The organism is Faecalicatena contorta (assembly GCF_021531895.1).
Lineage (GTDB): Bacteria > Bacillota > Clostridia > Lachnospirales > Lachnospiraceae > JAFBIX01.
This window is the reverse complement of sequence record NZ_JAFBIX010000003.1, coordinates 59,838-81,868: the sequence shown is the minus strand read 5'-3', so window position 1 is coordinate 81,868 and position 22,031 is coordinate 59,838. Positions and strand designations below refer to the sequence as shown.

The 22,031-nt window shown below is 41.3% G+C and carries 16 protein-coding genes; 11 read left to right on the top strand and 5 right to left on the bottom strand.

The genetic code is table 11. The features are described 5' to 3' along the window. Positions 1 to 15: 15 nt before the first annotated feature. The 6 genes from JQM81_RS01615 (at position 16) to JQM81_RS01590 (ending at position 7,327) form a co-directional block, all read left to right on the top strand. Complete coding sequence (locus tag JQM81_RS01615) at positions 16 to 390, top strand: (2Fe-2S) ferredoxin domain-containing protein (protein WP_235231766.1); 375 nt, start codon at positions 16 to 18, stop codon at positions 388 to 390. A 19-nt stretch (positions 391 to 409) separates the two neighbouring features. Next, positions 410 to 2,200 (top strand): NADH-quinone oxidoreductase subunit NuoF, encoded by a 1,791-nt coding sequence (nuoF, locus tag JQM81_RS01610; protein ID WP_235231765.1) that lies wholly within the window; start codon positions 410 to 412, stop codon positions 2,198 to 2,200. A gap of 15 nt (positions 2,201 to 2,215) precedes the next feature. Further along, a complete protein-coding gene (locus JQM81_RS01605; RefSeq protein ID WP_235231764.1) occupies positions 2,216 to 3,958 on the top strand; it encodes an NADH-dependent [FeFe] hydrogenase, group A6 in 1,743 nt (580 codons plus the stop codon). A gap of 240 nt (positions 3,959 to 4,198) precedes the next feature. Beyond that, entirely contained in the window at positions 4,199 to 4,450 is a 252-nt protein-coding gene (locus JQM81_RS01600) for a (2Fe-2S) ferredoxin domain-containing protein (protein WP_235231763.1), read from the top strand. Then, a complete protein-coding gene (locus tag JQM81_RS01595) occupies positions 4,441 to 6,153 on the top strand; it encodes a [Fe-Fe] hydrogenase large subunit C-terminal domain-containing protein (RefSeq protein ID WP_235231762.1) in 1,713 nt (570 codons plus the stop codon). Before JQM81_RS01600 ends, JQM81_RS01595 begins: the two co-directional genes overlap by 10 nt. Before the next feature lies 1 nt (position 6,154). Continuing rightward, complete coding sequence (locus tag JQM81_RS01590; protein WP_235231761.1) at positions 6,155 to 7,327, top strand: SpoIIE family protein phosphatase; 1,173 nt, start codon at positions 6,155 to 6,157, stop codon at positions 7,325 to 7,327. Positions 7,328 to 8,106: 779 nt separating this feature from the next. Here the strand turns inward: JQM81_RS01590 and aroA are convergent. Both aroA and JQM81_RS01580 read right to left on the bottom strand, forming a co-directional pair. Next, the gene (gene aroA, locus JQM81_RS01585; protein WP_235231760.1) at positions 8,107 to 9,405 is read right to left on the bottom strand and encodes a 3-phosphoshikimate 1-carboxyvinyltransferase; all 1,299 of its coding nucleotides are present in this window, start codon (positions 9,403 to 9,405) and stop codon (positions 8,107 to 8,109) included. Continuing rightward, complete coding sequence (locus JQM81_RS01580) at positions 9,395 to 10,489, bottom strand: prephenate dehydrogenase (protein WP_235231759.1); 1,095 nt, start codon at positions 10,487 to 10,489, stop codon at positions 9,395 to 9,397. The genes aroA and JQM81_RS01580 overlap by 11 nt, the downstream gene beginning before the upstream one ends. Before the next feature lie 235 nt (positions 10,490 to 10,724). Here JQM81_RS01580 and JQM81_RS01575 point away from each other — a divergent pair, with 235 nt between their 5' ends. From JQM81_RS01575 to JQM81_RS01555, 5 genes are all read left to right on the top strand, one after another. Further along, positions 10,725 to 12,800 carry an elongation factor G gene (locus JQM81_RS01575; RefSeq protein ID WP_235231757.1) on the top strand — a complete coding sequence of 692 codons (2,076 nt, stop codon included), beginning with the start codon at positions 10,725 to 10,727 and terminating at the stop codon, positions 12,798 to 12,800. A 108-nt stretch (positions 12,801 to 12,908) separates the two neighbouring features. After that, positions 12,909 to 14,267, top strand: a complete 1,359-nt coding sequence (gene trkA, locus JQM81_RS01570; RefSeq protein WP_235231756.1) for a Trk system potassium transporter TrkA — start codon at positions 12,909 to 12,911, stop codon at positions 14,265 to 14,267. Between the two features lie 17 nt (positions 14,268 to 14,284). After that, a complete protein-coding gene (locus tag JQM81_RS01565; RefSeq protein WP_235231755.1) occupies positions 14,285 to 15,730 on the top strand; it encodes a TrkH family potassium uptake protein in 1,446 nt (481 codons plus the stop codon). Positions 15,731 to 15,750: 20 nt separating this feature from the next. Beyond that, positions 15,751 to 17,361: a CvpA family protein gene (locus JQM81_RS01560; protein WP_235231754.1), complete on the top strand. Its 1,611-nt coding sequence runs from the start codon at positions 15,751 to 15,753 to the stop codon at positions 17,359 to 17,361. Then, the gene (locus tag JQM81_RS01555; RefSeq protein ID WP_235231752.1) at positions 17,361 to 18,299 is read left to right on the top strand and encodes an AEC family transporter; all 939 of its coding nucleotides are present in this window, start codon (positions 17,361 to 17,363) and stop codon (positions 18,297 to 18,299) included. The genes JQM81_RS01560 and JQM81_RS01555 overlap by 1 nt, the downstream gene beginning before the upstream one ends. A 57-nt stretch (positions 18,300 to 18,356) precedes the next feature. On the opposite strand, the gene ilvB is transcribed toward JQM81_RS01555, so the two are convergent. From ilvB to JQM81_RS01540, 3 genes are all read right to left on the bottom strand, one after another. Next, positions 18,357 to 20,096 (bottom strand): biosynthetic-type acetolactate synthase large subunit, encoded by a 1,740-nt coding sequence (gene ilvB, locus JQM81_RS01550; RefSeq protein WP_235231751.1) that lies wholly within the window; start codon positions 20,094 to 20,096, stop codon positions 18,357 to 18,359. A 93-nt stretch (positions 20,097 to 20,189) separates the two neighbouring features. Next, positions 20,190 to 20,768, bottom strand: coding sequence for a TetR/AcrR family transcriptional regulator (locus JQM81_RS01545; RefSeq protein ID WP_235231750.1), 579 nt, complete (start codon positions 20,766 to 20,768; stop codon positions 20,190 to 20,192). Positions 20,769 to 20,852: 84 nt separating this feature from the next. Further along, entirely contained in the window at positions 20,853 to 22,007 is a 1,155-nt protein-coding gene (locus JQM81_RS01540; protein ID WP_235231749.1) for a CapA family protein, read from the bottom strand. Positions 22,008 to 22,031 lie beyond the last annotated feature (24 nt).

Genomic DNA, 22,031 nt, shown 5'->3' with positions numbered 1-22,031 from the left:
AAAGGGAGGAAAGGTATGAAATCTCTGGAAGAATTAAAAGCAATAAGAGAAAGAAATCAAGGAAAAGTCGGTGTCCGTTCTGAGAGTGAGACACAGACCAGAGTCGTTGTCGGTATGGCGACCTGTGGAATTGCAAGTGGAGCAAGACCGGTGCTTACGGCTTTATCAGATGCAGTGCAGAAGGAATTTTTGACGGATAAGATCAGTGTGACTCCGACAGGATGTATTGGATTATGCCAGTATGAGCCGATCGTTGAAGTATTGGAACCAGGAAAAGAAAAAGTAACTTATGTGAAGATGAATCCTGAGAAAGCGATGGAGGTATTTGAACTTCATCTGAAGAAGGGACAGGTCGTTACAAAATACACATTAGGGGCGCAGCAATTATAAGTAAAGGAGGTATAGGTCTATGTATCGTTCGCACGTTTTGGTATGTGGTGGAACAGGATGTACTTCCTCAGGCAGCCAGAAGATCAGAGAAAGACTTGTAGAAGAGATTAAGAAAAACGGATTAGAGAATGAAGTTGGTGTTGTTAAGACCGGTTGTTTCGGTTTGTGTGCATTAGGTCCAATTATGATTGTATATCCGGAAGGCTCTTTTTATGCAATGGTAAAGGAAGAAGATATTCCGGAAATTGTATCCGAGCACCTCTTAAAAGGAAGAGTTGTAAAACGTCTTCTTTATGATGAGACAGTAAAGAGCAGTGAAGAGATTCTTCCACTGCAGGAAACACAGTTCTATAAGAAGCAACACAGAGTTGCACTTCGTAACTGTGGTGTTATTAATCCGGAAAATATTGAAGAATATATTGGAACCCGTGGATATGAAGCTCTTGGTACAGTCCTTACAACGATGAAACCGGAAGAGGTTATCCAGATCATTCTGGACAGCGGACTTCGCGGACGTGGCGGAGCAGGATTCCCGACTGGATTGAAATGGAAATTTGCTGCTGCAAATGCTGCAGATCAGAAGTATGTCTGTTGTAATGCCGACGAAGGAGACCCGGGTGCATTCATGGATCGTTCCGTTCTGGAAGGAGATCCGCATGTAGTATTAGAGGCAATGGCAATTGCCGGCTATGCAATCGGAGCATCTCAGGGATATATCTATGTACGTGCTGAGTATCCGATCGCAGTTGAGCGTCTAAATATCGCAATTAAACAGGCAAGAGAATATGGCCTGTTAGGAAAAAATATTTTTGATACAGGATTTGATTTTGATATTGAGCTTCGTCTTGGTGCAGGAGCATTCGTGTGTGGAGAAGAGACAGCGCTTATGACTTCTATTGAAGGTAATCGAGGAGAACCTCGTCCACGTCCGCCATTCCCTGCATTAAAGGGTCTGTTCCAGAAACCGACAATTCTGAACAATGTTGAGACTCTGGCAAACATTCCTCAGATCATTTTAAATGGTGCGGATTGGTTTGCATCCATGGGAACAGAGAAATCTAAAGGAACCAAAGTATTTGCTCTTGGTGGAAAAGTTAAAAATACAGGTCTTGTTGAGATTCCAATGGGAACAACACTTCGCGAGATCGTAGAAGAAATCGGCGGAGGTATTCCAAACGGTAAGAAGTTCAAAGCAGCACAGACCGGAGGACCTTCCGGCGGATGTATTCCGGCAGAACACTTCGATGTTCCAATCGATTATGATAACCTGATTGCAATCGGATCAATGATGGGATCTGGTGGATTGATCGTAATGGATGAAGATACCTGTATGGTTGATATCGCAAAATTCTTCCTGGAATTCACAGTAGATGAATCTTGCGGAAAATGTGCTCCATGCCGTATCGGAACCAGACGTATGTTAGAGATTCTAGAGAAGATTACCAATGGTCAGGGAACTATGGAAGATCTGGATAAGCTGGAAGAGCTGGCAGCACATCTGAAGTCAAATTCACTGTGTGCTCTCGGTCAGACAGCTCCGAACCCGGTACTTTCAACCTTACGTTACTTTAGAGATGAATATGTTGCACATATTGTAGATAAGAAATGTCCGGCAGGCGTTTGTAAAGCACTTCTTACATATAAGATTGACGCAGATAAATGTAAGGGATGTACTTTGTGTGCAAGAACCTGTCCGAATGATGCTATTTCCGGTACAGTAAGAGAACCACATGTCATCAATCCAGATAAGTGTGTAAAATGTGGAGCTTGTATGGAAAAATGTCGTTTCGGTGCTATTTATAAAGAGTAATGGAGGATGGAGAATATGGAAAATATTAATCTTAAAATTAATGGCCTTGATGTATCAGCTCCTGCAGGTTCTACTATCCTTGAAGCAGCACATCTTGCAGGAATTAAAATACCTACCTTGTGCTATTTAAAAGAAATTAATGAGATCGGCGCATGCCGTATGTGTGTAGTTGAAGTAAAGGGTGCCAGAAACCTGGTAGCAGCCTGTGTACATCCGATCAATGAAGGAATGGAAGTATATACGAATACTCCGAAGTTGATCGAGTCTAGAAAGAAGACATTACAGCTCTTGCTTTCTAATCATGAGAAAAAATGTCTGTCTTGTGTCAGAAGCGGTAACTGTGAACTGCAGCAGTTATGCCGTGAATATGGCGTAGATGATGAAGATTATTACAAAGGTGCTATGAATCATTATGAACTGGATGATTCCGCAGCACATATGGTTCGTGATAATAATAAATGTATCTTATGCCGTCGGTGTGTTGCAACATGTGAGAAAGTACAGGGAATTGGCGTAATCGGTACTAATAATCGAGGATTTGCTACTATGATCGGCTCTCCATTTGGCATGGGGCTGGGTGAGACCAGTTGTGTATCCTGTGGTCAGTGTATTGCTGTCTGTCCAACAGGTGCATTATATGAGAAAGATTACACGAAGCAGATCATTGATGCGATTGCAGATTCGGAAAAATATGTAGTTGTTCAGACAGCACCATCTGTTCGTGCAGGTCTTGGTGAAGAATTCGGATATCCAATGGGAACTGATGTAGAAGGTAAGATGGTAGCAGCGCTGCGTAGAATCGGATTCGATAAAGTATTCGATACAGACTGGGCAGCAGACCTTACAATTATGGAAGAGGCAACGGAACTTCTTGATCGTATCAAGAATGGCGGCGTTCTCCCGATGATTACCTCTTGTTCTCCAGGATGGATCAAATACTGTGAGCATTACTTCCCGGATATGACAGAGAATCTGTCAAGCTGTAAATCACCACAGCAGATGTTTGGTGCAATGCTGAAGACCTATTTCGCTGAAAAAGAAGGAATTGATCCTAAGAAGATTGTATCTGTCAGTGTTATGCCATGTACTGCTAAGAAATTTGAGATCGGAAGAGATGATCAGAATGCAGCAGGGGTACCTGATGTAGATATCGCGATTACTACAAGAGAGCTTGCAAGACTGATCAAACGCTGTGGTATTGACTTTACCGCACTTCCGGATGAGGATTTCGATGATCCGATGGGAGAGTCTACAGGTGCAGGTGTTATCTTTGGTGCAACTGGTGGTGTTATGGAGGCTGCTCTTCGTACAGCGGTTGAAGTTCTGACTGGAGAAGAACTGGCAAATCTTGAATTTACAGATGTTCGTGGAACACAGGGTATCAAAGAAGCTTCTTATAATGTGGCAGGCATGGATGTGAAAGTTGCAGTTGCATCTGGCCTTGGCAATGCAAGAGAACTTCTGAATAAAGTAAAATCCGGTGAAGCAGATTACCAGTTCATTGAGATCATGGGATGCCCTGGCGGATGTGTTAACGGAGGCGGACAGCCGCAGGTATCTGGTGAGGTGCGCAACTTTACTGATGTACGCGGTATCCGTGCAAGCGTATTGTATAAGAACGATGCTGCAAAACCGATTCGTAAGTCACACGAGAATCCGGCAATTAAGAAGCTTTATGAAGAGTATCTTGGAGAGCCAGGAAGCCATAAAGCGCATGAAACCTTACATACATCTTATGTAAAGAGAACCATTAATTAAACGCATACTAATAATTATTATGATTAAAAACAGCAGTCTGTATGGCTGCTGTTTTTGAATGTCTATGCTGCCGGAAATAGATTCTGCAGGTATATCAATCTGAAGAATGCCGGCAGTTTATTCAGGCAAATAGTCTGTCAACAATTCCATTTTCAAATAAAAAATGATATAATGGACACTGAGAACACGAAGTGATTGAAGTGTTGTTCAGAACGGATTTAGCGGGAAAAGGAGGTAACTATGAAGGTTCTGATATGTATCGGGAGTTCCTGCCATGTGCGCGGCTCCAAGAGTGTGATTGAGACACTGACCAGACTGGTCAAGGAGTATGAGACAAAAGTTGATATTGAGTTGAGTGGTTCATTTTGTATGGGAGCATGTTCCAAAGGTGTCAGTATCAAGATCAAAGACAGAATCTATCATGTGAAGCCGGAAGATGCAGAAGATTTCTTTAATGAGGTGATATTGAAGGAGGCTGAAACGTGCGAGTAATTGATTTCAAGGATGCGAGTTGTAAACATTGCTATAAATGTGTGCGTTATTGTGAAGTGAAGGCAATTTCTGTAGAGAATGAGCAGGCACATATTATGAAGAATCATTGCATAAATTGTGGACATTGTCTGGAGGTCTGTCCGCAGAATGCAAAAACATTTGCCAGTGATATAGAACGTGTGAAAGGATACCTGCGCCAGGGAATGAAGACGATCATATCGATTGCTCCTTCTTATCTGGGAGTCCTGGAATATGACAGACCGGGACAGATTGTGGATGCACTTCAGAAACTTGGATTTTATGAAGTGCGTGAGACGGCAGAAGGTGCCGCACTTGTCACGAAGGAATACTGGAAGCTTCTGAAAGCAGGAGAGATGACGAATATCATTACCACCTGCTGTCCAAGTGTCAATGATCTGATCGAAAAATATTATCCGGAGCTTGTGCCGATGATGGCGCCAGTCGTTTCTCCGATGATTGCGCATGGCCGTTTGATAAAAAAGATTTATGGAGAAGATGTCAAGGTTGTATTCCTGGGACCTTGTATTGCAAAAAAAGAAGAAGCGATTGGGGATGAACGTGTTTGCGGAGCGATAGATGCGATCCTTACATTTGAGGAAATAGTAAAATGGTGGAAAGCAGAAGGTATCGATATCCATCAGTGTGAGGACAGACCGATGGGGAATCCGAGTCCTAGAGTTAATCAGCTCTATCCGATCAGCGGCGGTATCATTCAATCTGTCCGGGCAAGCTCTATAGAAGATAATTATTATAAAATACATATTGATGGGCTGAAAGCCTGTATGGAGTTATTTGATGAACTGAAAAAGGGTGATATTCAACATAGCTTTTTTGAAGTGAATGTCTGCGAAGGCGGATGTATTAAGGGTCCTGCATCTGATAAATGGAATCAGTCGCTGATCCGTGCTAAGATGGATGTAGAAGATCAGGTGGCTCACAGGGAGGAAGCAACAGAGATTGACGGAAATGGTATCCAACTTCATAAAACATTTACAGATCGACGTGTAGAAGATCCGATGCCTTCAGATCAGGAAATGAAAACAATTCTTCATGCAATGGGAAAATATACGAAGTCAGATGAGCTGAACTGTGGAGCATGCGGTTATCCGACTTGTCGTGCAAAAGCCCTGGCAGTATACCAGAAAAAAGCGGAGATCAGTATGTGTCTTCCATATGCGGTTGCCCAGGCAGAATCCATGTCTAATGTTGTCATGGATGTGACACCGAATATGATTCTTATCGTTGATAAAGATCTGAGGATACGGGAGTGTAATAAAAAAGCGCAGGAGATGCTGGGTGTATCACGGGAAGAGGCACTGGAACGGTATATCTTTGAATTTGTAGATGCGCTGGATATTGAAGAGGCTCTAAGAAACAAGCAGCAGGTCGCTCGGAAGAAGATTAATCTTGAATCTGTGAAATTAACCGTCATTGAGTCGATCGTATATATTGAAAGTATTGAATCTGTGCTTGTGACTTATCAGGATATTACAAAGGAAGAAAAAGCAAAATTACAGCATTATAATTTGAAGATGGAAACTGTAGAAATGGCACAGAAAGTAATTGATAAACAGATGATGGTAGCACAGGAGATTGCCGGACTTTTGGGAGAAACCACAGCTGAGACGAAAGTGACCTTGTCAAAACTGAGAGATTCAATTCTGTTTGAAGAGGAAGAGTAAGATGAGTGTAAGTGTAGATATATCTTGGAAAAGTCTGAATAAACACCACGAAGAACTATGTGGAGACAAGGTGGAAGTGTTGTCGACAGAAGATTCAGAAATCGTGATTCTTGCAGATGGAATGGGTAGCGGTGTAAAAGCGAACATCCTTGCGACTTTGACTTCCAAGATCCTTGGGACAATGTTTTTGGAAGGTGCTTCTATTGATGCATGTGTCGATACCATTGCTAAGACCTTACCAGTCTGTAAAGTCAGAGAAGTAGCATATGCAACCTTTAGTATTTTGCAGATTTTCTGCAATGGAGAAGCATATCTGGTAGAATATGATAACCCGCTGTGTGTATTTGTAAGAGATGGAAAGATTGTAAATTATCCTTATAAAGAAAGAGTGATAGAAGGAAAGACCATTCGAGAGTATCGTTTTCAAGTGCAGCTAAAAGACTGTTTTGTACTCATGAGTGATGGTGTTATCTATGCAGGAGTCGGGGAATTACTGAATTTTGGATGGACCTGGGAAAATATGGCCGAATATACGCTGAAATGTACAAAGCAGACATTGTCAGCTTCACGCCTTGCCGCTATGCTAAGTCAGGCATGTGATGATCTGTATGGGCAGAAACCAGGGGACGATACAACCGTTGCAGTTGCAAGGGTCATCGAACGTCGGATTATTAATATTTTTACCGGACCACCTACACATAAAGAAGACGATGAGCGTGTGGTACGTGATTTTATGGCACAGGAAGGTAAAAAGATTGTCTGCGGAGGTACCAGTGCGAATATCATAGCCAGAGTACTGAAAAAAGAGATCATAACCTCGTTAAATTATGCAGATCCAACAGTTCCGCCAACAGCAACGATAGAAGGTCTTGACCTTGTAACGGAAGGTGTGCTTACAATAGGGAAAGCCCTGGGATTATTAAAACGATACGAACAGGATGCATTTGACGAATTATTCTTCGAAGAACTCGATGCAGATAATGGAGCGGCAAAACTGGCAAAATATATTATCGAAGAATGTACAGAATTGAATCTGTTCGTAGGAAAAGCCATGAATGTGGCACATCAGAACTCCAATCTGCCATTCAATCTGAGCGTCAGGATGAACCTGGTGGAACAGTTAAAAGAATGCGTAGAACATCTAGGGAAAAATGTACATGTGCAATATTATTGATGGGAATTTAGATGAGTTAGTTTGTGATTGAGGAGTGTACGGCGAGAGGATGGATGGGATGGTTTCCATTGCGGAGTCCTTCGCTTAGAATCCATAACAGGAAAAGAAGCAGATATTTTGTGACCAGGCTGATTCGCCCCAAAATCTTGATGATTTCGAGGCTCAGCAGCCTTCTCAGATCTGGCTTGATGCCAGATCTTCGCGCGAAATACCTGCTTCTTTTCCTGTAACGGATTCTATCGCTTGTCCAACGAATGGAAACCATCCCATCCATCTTCTCGCCTGACATCCCCCAAGTCCGCAACTTCCTCATCAGGGTGGATTCCTGCGCGTCATGCAGATGGGCATAGTAAAGATATTGTCAAAAAACTGGCAGAATAACTAACTGATTCTTCCATTGAAATAATGATGAATAGTATAAAAACACCGCTCCCCATTACGCTTCTCGCCAGGGATTTCCCGCAGATGAGTTCGTTCAGTAATTGGGAATGTCAGGCGCAAGGGAGTTGGATAGGCTGGTCCGTATCCGTTTAGCCAAGCGATAGAATCCGTTACAGAAAAAGAGTTGCAATTCCGTGTGAGAATTTGGCATCCAGCCAAATTCGAAAGGACTGCTGAATCGAGAAATTATTCAAATTTCTCGGTGAATCAGTCCGGTCACGAAATTGCAACTCTTTTTTCTGTTATGGATTCTTGGCGAAGGATGTCGGATACGGACCAGCCTATCCAGCTCTCTTGCGCCGTACACATCCCAATCACCAACAAACTCATCTAAATTCCTATTGGAGAGATTCCAGTGTTGTAAAGAATTCGGGATATGATACATCTACACACTGGCTGTTTTCAATGATTGTCTCTCCTTGTGCGGTAAGGCCTGCAATTGCAAATGCCATGGCGATTCGATGATCGAGATAGCTTTGGATGTGGGCACCGGTAAGAGATGTTCCGCCTTCAATGATCATGCCGTCATCGGTTGGAATTATCTCAGCGCCCATGGCTTTTAGTCCTTCTGTGACGGTATCAATCCGATTGGTTTCTTTTACTTTCAATTCAGCAGCATCCTTAATCACTGTAGTACCTTCGGCATGTGCAGCCATTACGGCAATCATTGGAATTTCATCAATTAGTGTGGGAATCATGCTACCTTTAATAGTGGTTCCGTGGAGATGACTGTATTTGACTAAAAGGTCAGCAGTTGGTTCACCACCGGCATTTTTCTGATTCAGATAAGTAATGTCAGCGCCCATGTCCTGACATACTTTTAAGATACCGGCGCGAGTCGGGTTGATTCCTACATTTTGAATCAACAACTCTGAGCCTGGGACTAAAAGTGCGGCTGCAATAAAATATGCTGCAGAAGAGATGTCTCCAGGGACCTGTATTTTTTGTGCATATAATTCTTTGCATGGAGCAATATGTGCAGTGGCAGTTCCATCAGTATGTTGAACAGAGGAAATGTCAGCGCCAAAGCTCTTTAACATGAGTTCTGTATGATTACGAGACAAAGCAGGTTCGGTAACAGAAGTGGTACCGTCTGCGTAAAGTCCTGCCAGAAGGACGGCAGATTTAACCTGTGCAGATGCAACGGGTGATTGATAATCAATACCATGCAGATTGCCCGGCTCTATTTTTAAAGGAGCACAATTATTTCCGTGAATACTGGTAATGTGAGCTCCCATACTGTTCAATGGTTTCATGATTCTGCCCATGGGACGAGAATTCAGAGAATCGTCGCCGGACATCACAGAAGTAAATTCTTGCCCGGCCAGAATACCGGACATTAAACGAGTGGTTGTTCCGCTGTTCCCTACATTTAATATATCAGCGGGGGCTGACAGACCATGCAGTCCTTTTCCGTGAACCAGAATACAATCTGGGCGTTGTTCGATATCGACGCCAAGTTTTCGAAAACAGTCAATGGTAGATAGACAATCTGCGCCATTTAGAAAATGGGTGATTTCCGTAGTGCCAAGGGCGATAGAACCAAACATAACGGAACGATGAGAGATAGACTTATCTCCCGGTATATGAATTTTCCCTTTTAAATTGGTAGTTGGATTAATTTTTTTAACGCTCATAAACAATATACCTGAATTTCTGCAATAATTCTGCGGCTTTTTTGGAAGAACCTTCGTCGTAGAATTCTATACGCAGAACCCCTTCTTCAAATTCTCTGTTATTTACGATTCCAATATTCTTGATGTTCAGATTGTTGGATGCAAGAATTGTAGCAATGGCAGCGATTCCGCCTGCTTCATCAATAATATCACAATAGACAGCAAATGTTTTCTTGATCGGACCGGCAGACACATCTGGGATAGAGTTACGGTAATTTCTGGATGAATCAAACATATTGTACAGTGCATGTTCATCTTCCTGGTCGATCAGCATTTTTGCTTTTTCAAGCGAATGTATATATTCTCCAAGGATATGAGAAATATTCTCTTTGTTTTTTAAACAGATATGCTGCCACATAGTCGGTGAAGAAGAAGCAATACGAGTAATATCTTTAAATCCTCCGGCAGCAAGATTCTTCATTAATTCATTTTTTGTATCCGTATCCCGGACAAAATTGACCAGTGTAGAAGCAATGATATGCGGCAGATGACTGATTGTTCCGGTCGCATAATCATGTTCCTGATAATCCAGTATAATCGGGATAGAACGCAGACTTTCAACAAACTTGACATAGGCATCTGTCTTTTCCTGCGATACCTTCCTGGTTGGAGTCAGCACATAATATGCATTTTCAATCAGCATAGCTTTAGAATTGATAAAACCACTTTTTTCAGAACCAGCCATAGGGTGGCCGCCGATAAAATATTCTTCAATGCCAAGAGCCTCTACTTCCTTATGGATACTCGACTTTACACTGCCAACATCCGTAAGAATACAATCTTCATGCAGATAATTGGTTAACTGCTTCAGATAGGCTGTATTAAACGATACTGGTGTACATAAAAAGATGTAATTACAGTGATTGAAGTTATCATCAATAGTAGTTGCAGCCACATCAATAATAGATTCCTGGGTTGCCAGCGCCAAAGTTTCCTTATTTTTATCAAAAGCGACAATTTCGTATTCAGGATAGTACTGCCGGATTGCTTTTGCGATAGAACCACCGATAAGTCCCAGACCGATAAAACCAATTTTATGTTTCATGTTAGTCCTCCTTTGGGGTAGGGGACGGGGGAAAATGAGATTTCCTCCGTCCCAGATTAAAATTACCCTGTCCCCGATTCATTTTACCCTGTCCCCAATTACTTGTCAATACTATAACGCTTTAAAGCATAGAAGCACACTTTGTTGTAAATTGTGTATAAAAGAGTTGTAATAGAAGCTTTTTTTTAGTACAATATATACATGAGATTTTACCAATATAAGGAGGCAGCTAATTATGAAGGTTTACAGAACGGATGAGATTAGAAACGTTGTCCTGTTAGGACATGGGGGATGCGGAAAGACAAGCCTTGTAGAGGCTATGGCTTATGTATCAGGAGCTACCAATCGTATGGGAAAAGTTACAGATGGTAATACGATTAGTGATTTTGATAAAGAAGAACAGAGACGTGAATTTTCAATTAGTACAACTTTAGTACCAATCGAGTGGGAAAAAGCAAAGATTAATGTACTGGATACACCGGGATACTTTGATTTTGTGGGAGAAGTTGAAGAAGCAGTCAGTGCGGCAGATGCAGCTGTAATTGTTGTGTCCGGTAAGGCAGGTGTGGAAGTAGGAACGGAGAAAGCATGGGAATTGTGTGATAAGTATAACCTGCCACGTATGATATATGTAACGGAGATGGATGTAGACGATGCTAGTTTCCGTCAGGTTGTTCAGGATCTGACTGACAGATACGGAAAAGTAATCGCACCTCATTTCCAGCCAATCCGTGAGAATGAGAAATTAGTTGGTTATGTCAATGTTATTAAGAATGCAGGAAGACGTTATACAGGTATTGGGCAGCGAGAGGAATGTGAGATTCCGGATTATTGTAAACCGAACCTTGAAATTTATCGTGAGAAATTGTTAGAGGCAGTTGCAGAAATCAGTGATGAATATATGGAGCGTTATTTTGCAGGAGATGAGTTCTCTGTAGAAGAGATTCGTGCTGCGATGCGTACAGAGGTTATGGAAGGCAGTATCGTTCCTGTTGCAATGGGATCAAATATTCAGGCACAGGGCGTTGCAAATCTCTTATCTGATATTGTCAGATTCTTCCCAAGTCCTGATTGGAGAGAATGTGCAGGTATCAATCGCAAGACAAATGAGATATATGAAGCAAATTATGATTTCGCAAAAGCAAAATCTGCATATGTATTTAAGACAATGGTAGATCCATTCATTGGAAAATATTCATTCATTAAAGTTTGCTCTGGTGTATTAAAAGGCGATGATACACTTTACAATTCTGATTCAGAGACGGATGAGAAATTAGGAAAGATATATACAATGATTGGAAATAAGCCAGTAGAAGTAAGTGAATTATTTGCCGGTGATATCGGAGCAATTGCAAAACTTACGGCTACAAAGACAGGAGACACTCTTTCTACTAAGACAACTCCGGTTCTGTATGGTAAGACAGATTATTCAAAGCCATATACATATATGAAATATGTAACCAAGAATAAAGGAGATGAAGATAAAGTATCTCAGGCATTGCAGAAGATGATGGCAGAAGATGTAACCTTGAAAGTAGTTAATGACAGTGAGAACCGTCAGACATTGCTCTATGGTATGGGCGACCAGCATCTTGAAATAGCAGTAAGCAAGCTGGCAGAGAGATACAAATGTGAAGTTACTCTGGAGACTCCAAAGGTTGCTTTCCGTGAGACACTGAAAAAGAAATCGGATGTTGATACCAAATATAAGAAACAATCAGGTGGACATGGACAGTATGGTCATGTTAAGATGAGATTCGAGCCATCCGGTGATCTTGAAACACCATATATCTTCGAAGAAGAAGTTGTTGGTGGTGCCGTTCCTAAGAATTACTTCCCGGCTGTTGAAAAGGGTCTGCAGGAATCTGTTCTTAAGGGACCTTTGGCTGGCTATCCTGTAGTTGGCGTGAAGGCAGTATTGTATGATGGATCTTATCATCCGGTAGACTCTTCTGAAATGGCATTTAAGACTGCAACGATTCAAGCATTCAAGAAAGGTTTCATGGAAGCAGGACCGGTTCTGTTGGAACCAATTGCCTCTATTAAAGTTATCGTTCCGGATGATTATACAGGAGATGTTATGGGAGATCTGAATAAGCGCCGCGGAAGAGTGCTTGGCATGAATCCAATTGCAGGTGGTTACCAGGAGATCGTTGCAGATATTCCTATGACAGGATTATTTGGTTATTGTACAGTATTACGTTCTATGACTGGAGGAAGAGGAACATATTCTTATGAATTTGCACGTTATGAGCAGGCTCCATCTGACGTTCAGGAAGCTGAGATCGCAAAAAGAGCAGCAGAAGAATAGAGATTTTTCACATAGAAGAAAAGCCCGTAAGGGCTTTTTTTCTTAGATTAAAAGTGCTATAATCTCCTTGTTATATGAAAAATAATAGTAGATAGAGGATCATAGAAAATGAAGATAGTAGTAATTGGTGATGGCAAAGTCGGGCATAAAGTAGCAGCACAGTTGTCAGAAGAAGATTATGATATTGTTTTGATTGATCAGAATGCCGGAAAGTTAAGGGAATCGTTGAATCAAATGGATGTTTTCTGTATTACAGGGAATGGCGCTGATGTTGAGATACAGAAAGAAGCAGATGTACCACATGCCGATCTGGTTATTGCATGTGCATCTACGGATGAGATGAATATGTTAAGCTGTCTGCTTGCAAGAAGGCTAGGGGCAAAACATACGATCGCAAGAGTCCGTAATCCAATGTATTATCGCCAGATAGATATTTTAAAAGAAGATTTGCATCTGAGTATGGCAGTCAATCCGGAACTCGCGGCAGCAAATGAGATTTCTCGTGTATTATTACTCCCTGAGGCATGTAAAGTAGAGACCTTTATGAAGGGAAGAGTGGAACTGATCGAGCATGTTATGAGAGAAGAAAGTCTGTTAGCAGGATTGTCACTGGCTGAAATATATCGAAAGTTCCAGATCAAAATATTGGTGTGCGCGGTGAAGCGTGGGAGTGAGATTTATATTCCTGATGGAGATTTTGTATTGCAGCAAGGTGACAGACTCCATATCGCAGCGGCACATCAGGATTTGAAAGCTTTTTTTAAGGCATTAGGACGAAGAAATGCAAAGATAAAGAAGGTTTTGATCTGTGGCGGCGGTAATGTCTGCTTTTATCTTACCAGACAGCTTCTCCAGGTAGGTATGCAGGTAAAGATTGTGGAGCGTAATGAAAAGACTTGTGAATATCTATGCGAGGCATTGCCAGGTGTTACAGTGATTCATGGAGATGCGGCAGACCATGATCTGCTTCTGGAGGAAGGAATCGGAAATGCGGATGCAGTTGTTGCGTTGACAGGAATGGATGAAGAGAATATCATTATGTCACTTTTCGCTAAAACGCAGGGAGTCAGCAAGATTATTGCCAAAGTGAATGAAGATTCCAGAGCGCAGATGGTAGAAGGTCTTGGAATTGACAGTATTATTTCTGCGAAAAGTGCGGCAGCAGATGCAATTGTCGGTTATGTAAGAGCAAGAAATAATTCTTATAGCAGTGCCAATGTTGAGACTATATATCGGTTATTAAATGGCAGCTTAGAGGCAATGGAATTTATTATAAAAAAGGAAAGTAGCCTGACCAATGTTCCGCTTAAAAATCTTCCGACAAAGCCAAATAATCTGATTGCGTGTATTGGACGAAACAGAAGGATCATTATTCCAAACGGAGAGGATCATCTGGAAGTTGGCGACAGTGTAATTGTAATTACGAAAGATCATATCATCAATGATTTGAAAGATATTTTGGCGTAGGGAGACGAGAAAAGATTATGAATACAAAGATGATACGATACATATTGGGAAAGATGATGGGAGTCGAAGGCGTACTTTTGCTGCTCCCGGCTTTTGTATCCCTTATTTATCAGGAGTTCTGTGGAGTGTATTTTCTGATACCCACAGTAATATTATTCGTTGCTTATTTCCTGTTTGGAAGAAAGAGCCCGGCGAATCGGACAATCTATGGAAAAGAAGGAATGGTTATTGTCGCCAGTGCGTGGATTTTATGGTCTTTATTTGGGGCGTTACCGTTCTGTCTGTCAGGTTGTATCCCTGATTTTGTTGATGCTTTTTTTGAGACGGTATCCGGTTTCACGACAACAGGTTCCAGTATTCTTGAAGACATAGAAGCGTTACCCAAATGTATGCTTTTCTGGAGAAGCTTTACTCATTGGGTAGGCGGTATGGGAGTGCTGGTATTCGTTATGGTGCTTACTTCTCTGGACAAGAAGAATACCATGCACCTGATGCGTGCAGAGGTTCCGGGGCCAGAGAAAGATAAACTGGTTCCCAAGATGACTTCTACAGCGAGAATTCTTTATGGAATGTACTTTGGACTGACATCTATAGAAATCATACTTTTGATCTTTGGTGGAATGGGACTTTTTGACAGCCTGATCTTTTCATTCGGAACAGCAGGTACCGGAGGATTTGCCAATTACGGAGCCAGTGTCGGATATTTTAACAGTGCATATATCGATGGTGTCATTACTACATTTATGATATTATTTGGTATTAATTTTAACTTGTATTTTCTGCTGTTGATCGGAGAATACAAAATGGTTTTCAAAAATGAAGAATTAAAGGCGTATTTGCTGATTATATCTCTTTCGACAGCGGCGATCACACTGAATATCAGCGGTCAGTATCCCAATCCATTAAAAGCATTCCGCTACGCAGTATTTCAGGTGGCATCCATTATTACAACGACAGGATATGCAACGGCAGATTATAATGAGTGGCCGATGTTTTCTCAATGTATACTTTTGTTTTTGATGATCGTTGGAGCGTGTGCATCATCTACCGGCGGCGGAATGAAAGTATCGCGTTTTCTGATGGTGTTGAAAAATATTAAACAGGAGATTATGAAACTGGCACATCCTAAGTCTGTAAATATTATCAGAGTCAACGGGAAAAAAGTGGATCATGAAGTTCTTCGAAGCGTCAATGTCTATTTGATGTCATATGCTGCTCTTTTGATAGGGTCTGTTCTGCTTATTTCTATTGATAATATGGATTTTGCGACTACATTCAGCTCTGTGTTAGCGACAATGAATAATATCGGACCTGGAATTTCAAAGGTAGGGCCGGCAGGAAATTTTGCAGCATTTTCACCATTATCCAAGCTGGTTTTTTGCATTGATATGCTTGCAGGGCGTTTGGAAATCTTTCCATTTTTAATGTTATTTACAGCTTCAGCATGGAAAAGAAAGTTCTAGAGTATAGAACAGGAGGTAGTATGAAAGGAAAAAAGAAGTTTTTAATTGCAATTATTGTAGTATTGCTGGCAGGTTTATATTATTATATTTCATTGCCGGCAATCAATATCCACTCTTCAGACACATGGTTTTTTGTAATTGTGATATTTATTGTGCTGGCGGTCTGTTATGCAATGCGTAAAAGACTCGGAAGAGGTGAATTCCGGCAGAGTAAAGTGATGAAAGGTTTTGGAATTATTATACTTGGACTCGGAATCATCTATCTGATCGGCTCTCTATTATCGTCTCCGATTGTAAATGCCAAAAAGTATCAGAAATTGTTGACTGTTGAAGAAGGAGAGTTTACGGAAGATGTAGAAGAACTTTCGTTTGATAAGATTCCGCTTCTGGATAAAGATACGGCAGAGATTCTGGGAGACCGTAAGATGGGAAGTATGGTAGATATGGTCTCACAGTTTGAGGTGGATGATATCTATAGCCAGATTAATTATCAGGATAATCCGGTTCGTGTGTCTCCGCTGAAATATGCGAATTTGATCAAATGGTTTACTAATCGTTCGAATGGAATTCCGGCTTATATCCGTATTAATATGGCAACACAGACTACGGAACTTGTAAAACTTGACGAGGGAATGAAGTATACGACCAGTGAACATCTGAATCGGAATATTTACAGGCATCTGCGGTTTGCACATCCGACCTATATCTATGGAGACTTAAGTTTTGAAATTGATGACAAAGGTGTACCTTATTGGATCGCACCGGTAAAGAAGTTTAATATTGGACTTTTTGGCGGTGAAACGGTTGGGAAAGTAGTATTGTGTAATGCCATTACCGGAGAAACCAAGACTTATGATATTGAAGATGTACCACAGTGGGTAGACCGTGCATATTCTGCAGATCTTCTGGTGCAGTTGTTTGATTATTACGGAACATTGAAACATGGTTTTCTGAACAGCGTTTTAAGTCAGAAAGACTGTCTGGAAACGACAGACGGATATAATTACCTGGCTCTGGATGATGACGTGTGGATGTATACAGGAGTGACATCTGTAAACGGAGATCAGTCTAATGTTGGTTTTGTGCTTTCGAACCAGCGTACTATGGAGACAAAATATTATAAAGTAGAAGGTGCGACAGAAGCATCTGCCATGTCTTCCGCAGAAGGACAGGTACAGAATCTGGGATATCTTGCGACATTTCCTCTGTTGTTGAATATTTCGGATGAACCGACATATTTTATTGCTCTAAAAGATGATGCGGGGCTTGTGAAAAAGTATGCTATGGTAAATGTTCAGAAATATCAGATTGTTGCCATTGGCGACAGTGTAAGCCAGTGTGAAGAAAATTATCTGGAATTATTGCTGAGCAATGGAGTGAAACAGGTTGAAGAAGATACCAGAGAGGTAAAAACCATCCAAGGTAAGATTACAAAGATTGCACAGGCAGTGCTAGAGGGAACATCGCACTATTATATCATGGTGGAAGGTTCTGATGATATCTTTGACGTATCAGTTGTTGATTATATTGATGTTGTCAGATGTGAAACCGGGCAGGAGATTACCATGGAATACAAAGAGGGGGACAAAGCAAACACAGTCATGTCTCTGGAGATTAAGGAAGAGAAATAATGGAATTGAGTATACTTTTGGCAGAGCAGATTATGGCCATGTTTTTAACGATGGTCGTAGGATATATTATTGTAAAGATAGGACTATTTAAAACGAAAGACAGTAAGATTATATCTAATATCGTTGTATATATCTGTTCACCATGTGCAATCTTTAATTCCTTTCAAATTGAATTAACAAAGGACAAAGTATATGGGCTGCTTCTGGCAACGGTTCTTTCAGTTATTGTGCATGTTGTGATGATTGCTGTGACAAAGCTCATTGAGAAGCCTTTAAATATTAACAGTATTGAAAAGGCTTCTATTATCTATACGAATTCAGGCTATCTGATCATTCCGCTGGTATCGGCGGTACTGGGAAGTGAATGGGTATTCTATACATCTGCATTTATCATGGTTCAGGCTGTTTTGGTCTGGACACATGGAGTAAGCGTTGTGAATCAGGAACAGCAGAGAGATTATAAGAAGATTCTGTTGAATCCGAATCTGATTGCCATATTCCTTGGATTCGTATTTTTTGCCACTGGAATCAGGCTTCCAGTTGTAATAGGCAGTAGTGTCAGTGGGTTTGGCGATATGGTGAGTACCGCCAGCATGCTGGTCATTGGTATGGTCATTGGAGATGTGAATCTTCTGTGGGTGTTCAGACAAAAACGTCCTTATCTGATCTGTCTGCTGCGGTTGATTGTATTTCCGTTGATTGCAACAGTGTCCTTTGCATTCCTGGGTCATCTGGGCTTACATAATGATGCAGAATATATCTTTATGGTTGTATTACTTGCTACAGCGGCACCTTCGGCAGCTATGGTAACTCAGCTTGCCCAGATATATAATAAAGATGCGCAATATGCCAGCGTAATTAATGTAATGTCTGTTATTTTCTGTATCATTACCATGCCTTTGATTACGTTATTGTATGAATTCCTGTTTTACATATAATGAACTGAGCTGATTGGCGGAACGATAAGTGGAGGAAAGATGAGATCCTCCACTTTTTTAATAAGCATTCACTTGCAGATCTTCTAAAATCATATGCTGTAACGGTCTGCCTGGCGGGACGATCGGCAGTACATTCAATTCTTGTTCAATGATAAATTCAATGATTGTTGGTGCTTTCTGGTTTTGCTTTGCTTCGGTGAGTGCATCTGCTATTTCCGATTCTTCTGTGACACGGATTCCTTTTGCACCATAGCTTTCTGCCAGACGTATAAAATCAGGAGTATATTCCGGACAGTTTTGGGTTGGTGTATTACAGATAGCGGCACAGCTTTTGCGGCGGCGAAGGCAGGTCTGCGAATAGTGTTTTTGGTAGAACATCTCCTGCCATTGCCTTACATTTCCCAGATAGCTGTTGTTGAAGATACAGATAATAATCGACAGTTCATTTACAACAGCAGTAGCTAATTCCTGAATATTCATCTGTATACTTCCATCCCCGGATATTACGATCACATCTTTTTCAGGGTTTCCAATTTTGGCTCCAAGTGCTGCCGGGAAACCATACCCCATAGTTCCGAGACCGCCAGAAGTCAGAAGTTGTTTGTGCTCATTGAGATCAAGAAACTGAGTCGTCCATAATTGATGTTGTCCGACATCTGTTGCGATGATAGCATTTTTGAATATCTGGTTGATCTGACCGATAATCGACTCAGGTGTCATACCGTCGCCGGATATATGGATAGGGTGTGCTTTTTTCCATGTGTTGATTTGTTCTGTCCAACTTCTGATATTTAAAGGGCCGGCTTTCTCAAGTAATGAGCAGATTACATCTTTTGCGTCAGCAACGATAGAAAGATCTGCTTCAATATTTCTGGAAATGCAGATTGGATCTATGTCAACGCGGATGATTTTTGCATTTGGCGCGAATTCGTCCGTTTTTCCTGTAATGCGGTCGTTAAATCTTGCCCCGATAGAAAATAGTACATCGCACTGACTGATTGCAGAATTTGCAGCATAACTGCCGTGAATGCCTATGTTTCCAATGTATAGTTCATGGTCGGATGGTATGGCACCTTTTCCCATGATCGTCGTGACAGCAGGGATGCCGGTCAGTTGGATTAGTTTTGTCATTTCTTTACCTGCATGAGCTATATTTACACCACCACCGATTAAGAAAACAGGCCTTTTGGAGTGATCTAGTATGTCTAAGGCTTTGATAATCTGAAGGGAAGGAGTGGTGTTTTTGGGCTTGCAGTCCTGAGTATCTACTGTGCAAGGGTAATCATCGCTTCCCAATTCCTGTTGAATATCTTTTGGAATGTCAACTACCACGACTCCTGGCTTCCCGGTCTTGGCGATATAGAATGCTTTTTTTATAATTTCAGCCAGATTTTCTCTCCTTTTAACAGTAACTGCGTATTTGCTGATGCTTTTGGTAATATCAACAATATTTACTTCCTGAAAAGAGTCATTACCGATTAGTTTTGTCGGCACCTGTCCTGTAAAACATACCATTGGAACACTGTCATAATTGGCAGTCGCAATGCCGGTTACCAGATTGGCGGCACCTGGTCCGCTTGTTACAAGACAGACACCAACTTTTCCGGTAGAACGGGCATAACCATCAGCAGCATGAACTAATCCCTGTTCATGCCGCGGCAGGATGACTTTGATATCTGTTTCGCCATAAAGGGCATGAAACAGATTAATGGCCTGCCCTCCGGGATAGGCAAACAGTACGTCAACCTTTTCTTCCTTTAAAGCTTTTACAAATAATTCAGCACCAGATATTTTCATATTTCGACCTCCTTTGTATGCATGTACTTGCTTGCATAAAATTAATATTTAAGGTACTGCCAGATAAATAAATATCCGATAGTACCTGATTCATTATATTTGCGGAATTCCCCGGCAAAACACTTCGACGCTTTGCTTAATAAAGGCTTTTTTCTCTATAGACGTCAACTTATCATCAAAGGATGCGCGTAAAAAAGTATATCCAAAAGTGGATGAAAAGATAGTGAGCGCCAGGCATTCAAAATCCAGATGTGGTAATTTCCCTTTTTCTTCCATTTTTTTAAAATAATCTACGAGAGAAGATAAGAACGCCTGTGGAACTTTCATAATTAATGAGGCTGTATCATCATAAAGCTGTGGTGCCCGTAATCCAATGGAAAGATTCACAAAATCGGGTGTCATCCTCTCCATATATGCATTCATGAACATTTCCAGATCATGCTGCAAGTCCCATGTGACATTCTGGAAGATCTCTGGAGTAATATTTCCGCGCCATTTCTCCTGGGCCACGCCATGTAAAACGATATCTTTTTTGCTTTTAAATTTACGGAACAGAGTGCATTCATTGACACCTGCAGTTTTTGCGATATCCTTGGTAGTTGTAGCTACATATCCTTTGTCCCGTATTAAAGACATCGTGGCGTCAATGATTTTCTGACTTGTCTCATCCATAGCATACCTCCATGCAAGTGCGTACTTTCATCTTAACACTTTTGTTGTTGAAATTCAAGAATGGATTATTGGTCAGTTTGTTCATCACAGATTCGAACTATATTCTTTGATTTTGTTCAGTACTCGTTGCTTTTCGTCTTCGTCTAGCGGTGTAGGACGATAATCATTGTAGCTGCTGGCGGAAGAAAGCGAACATGGAATGATATTGATGTTGTCGTCTTTTTCAACCCCATTTTCTGTAATGGTAAATGTCTGCTGAAAGATCATGGTATCTTTGTCTGTTGGATTGGAGTTCCCTCCGAAACAGAAATTTCCCAGGCTGTAAGCAATATATTTGTCTTTATACTTTTCGATACCCTGTAATACATGAGGGTGATGACCGATTACCAGATCGGCACCTTCGTCGATTGCCAGATGTGCCAATTGCTTCTGTGTATCGTTTGGCTGGTATTCTCGCTCCATTCCCCAGTGAAAATTAATAATGATTAATTGTGCGCCTGCTTTTTTTAATGCAGCTATATTCTCTTTTACCTGCTGCTTCTTTTCCAGATGTTCTGCAAGTTCGTAGATACCGGTAACACCTACCTTGATCCCTTTGATGTCCAGAATTTTCACATGTTCAAAGCCAAAACTTGCGATGCCTGCATCATCTAAAGCATTGATTGTATCAGTATAACTTTGCTCCCCATAATCCATGCTGTGGTTGTTAGCCAAGTTAGCAGCTTCTATAGAACTGTCGGAAAGAATCTTGACGTAATCCTGGGAGGCTTTAAACGCATAAGTTTTGTCTGCGCGCTGGTCGGAGGTGGTAAGGGTTCCTTCCATATTTACAATTGACAGATCATCTGCTTCCAGTATGGATCGAACATTTTGGAAAAAGTAATCGGGACCGTTGATATCGTAATATGCCGGAAGACTGGTCGATTGCGCAAAGTTGACATCTGTTCCCAGTGTACAGTCACCCATAGAACTTACGGTAATAGAAACCGGTGCTTCAGAGTCGGAAGGTTCTGTACTGTTAATCACTAGTTCCTGTACATCGACTTTGGATGTACCAATATTTTCAGAAGGCGGAGGTGTTTCTACCTTCTTTTCTTTATCTTTAGAATGAAAAGAACGCACTGTCAAAAACAGTAGAATACATAGAAAGAGAAAAAGAAGAATGCACAACATTATGCGAAGTCTTTTCATCTTCTGGCGTCTGGCTCTTTTCTTTTTTGCATCTTTGATACCACTCATCTTTTTGTACCATAAAGGGCAGCC

Bases quoted from the DNA above. Each gene is read 5' to 3' on its own strand.
- JQM81_RS01615 (WP_235231766.1), top strand. From the start codon at position 16: ATGAAATCTCTGGAAGAATTAAAAGCAATAAGAGAAAGAAATCAAGGA.
- nuoF (WP_235231765.1), top strand. From the start codon at position 410: ATGTATCGTTCGCACGTTTTGGTATGTGGTGGAACAGGATGTACTTCC.
- JQM81_RS01605 (WP_235231764.1), top strand. From the start codon at position 2,216: ATGGAAAATATTAATCTTAAAATTAATGGCCTTGATGTATCAGCTCCT.
- JQM81_RS01600 (WP_235231763.1), top strand. From the start codon at position 4,199: ATGAAGGTTCTGATATGTATCGGGAGTTCCTGCCATGTGCGCGGCTCC.
- JQM81_RS01590 (WP_235231761.1), top strand. From the start codon at position 6,155: ATGAGTGTAAGTGTAGATATATCTTGGAAAAGTCTGAATAAACACCAC.
- aroA (WP_235231760.1), bottom strand. From the start codon at position 9,405: ATGAGCGTTAAAAAAATTAATCCAACTACCAATTTAAAAGGGAAAATT.
- JQM81_RS01580 (WP_235231759.1), bottom strand. From the start codon at position 10,489: ATGAAACATAAAATTGGTTTTATCGGTCTGGGACTTATCGGTGGTTCT.
- JQM81_RS01575 (WP_235231757.1), top strand. From the start codon at position 10,725: ATGAAGGTTTACAGAACGGATGAGATTAGAAACGTTGTCCTGTTAGGA.
- trkA (WP_235231756.1), top strand. From the start codon at position 12,909: ATGAAGATAGTAGTAATTGGTGATGGCAAAGTCGGGCATAAAGTAGCA.
- JQM81_RS01565 (WP_235231755.1), top strand. From the start codon at position 14,285: ATGAATACAAAGATGATACGATACATATTGGGAAAGATGATGGGAGTC.
- JQM81_RS01560 (WP_235231754.1), top strand. From the start codon at position 15,751: ATGAAAGGAAAAAAGAAGTTTTTAATTGCAATTATTGTAGTATTGCTG.
- JQM81_RS01555 (WP_235231752.1), top strand. From the start codon at position 17,361: ATGGAATTGAGTATACTTTTGGCAGAGCAGATTATGGCCATGTTTTTA.
- ilvB (WP_235231751.1), bottom strand. From the start codon at position 20,096: ATGAAAATATCTGGTGCTGAATTATTTGTAAAAGCTTTAAAGGAAGAA.
- JQM81_RS01545 (WP_235231750.1), bottom strand. From the start codon at position 20,768: ATGGATGAGACAAGTCAGAAAATCATTGACGCCACGATGTCTTTAATA.
- JQM81_RS01540 (WP_235231749.1), bottom strand. From the start codon at position 22,007: ATGAGTGGTATCAAAGATGCAAAAAAGAAAAGAGCCAGACGCCAGAAG.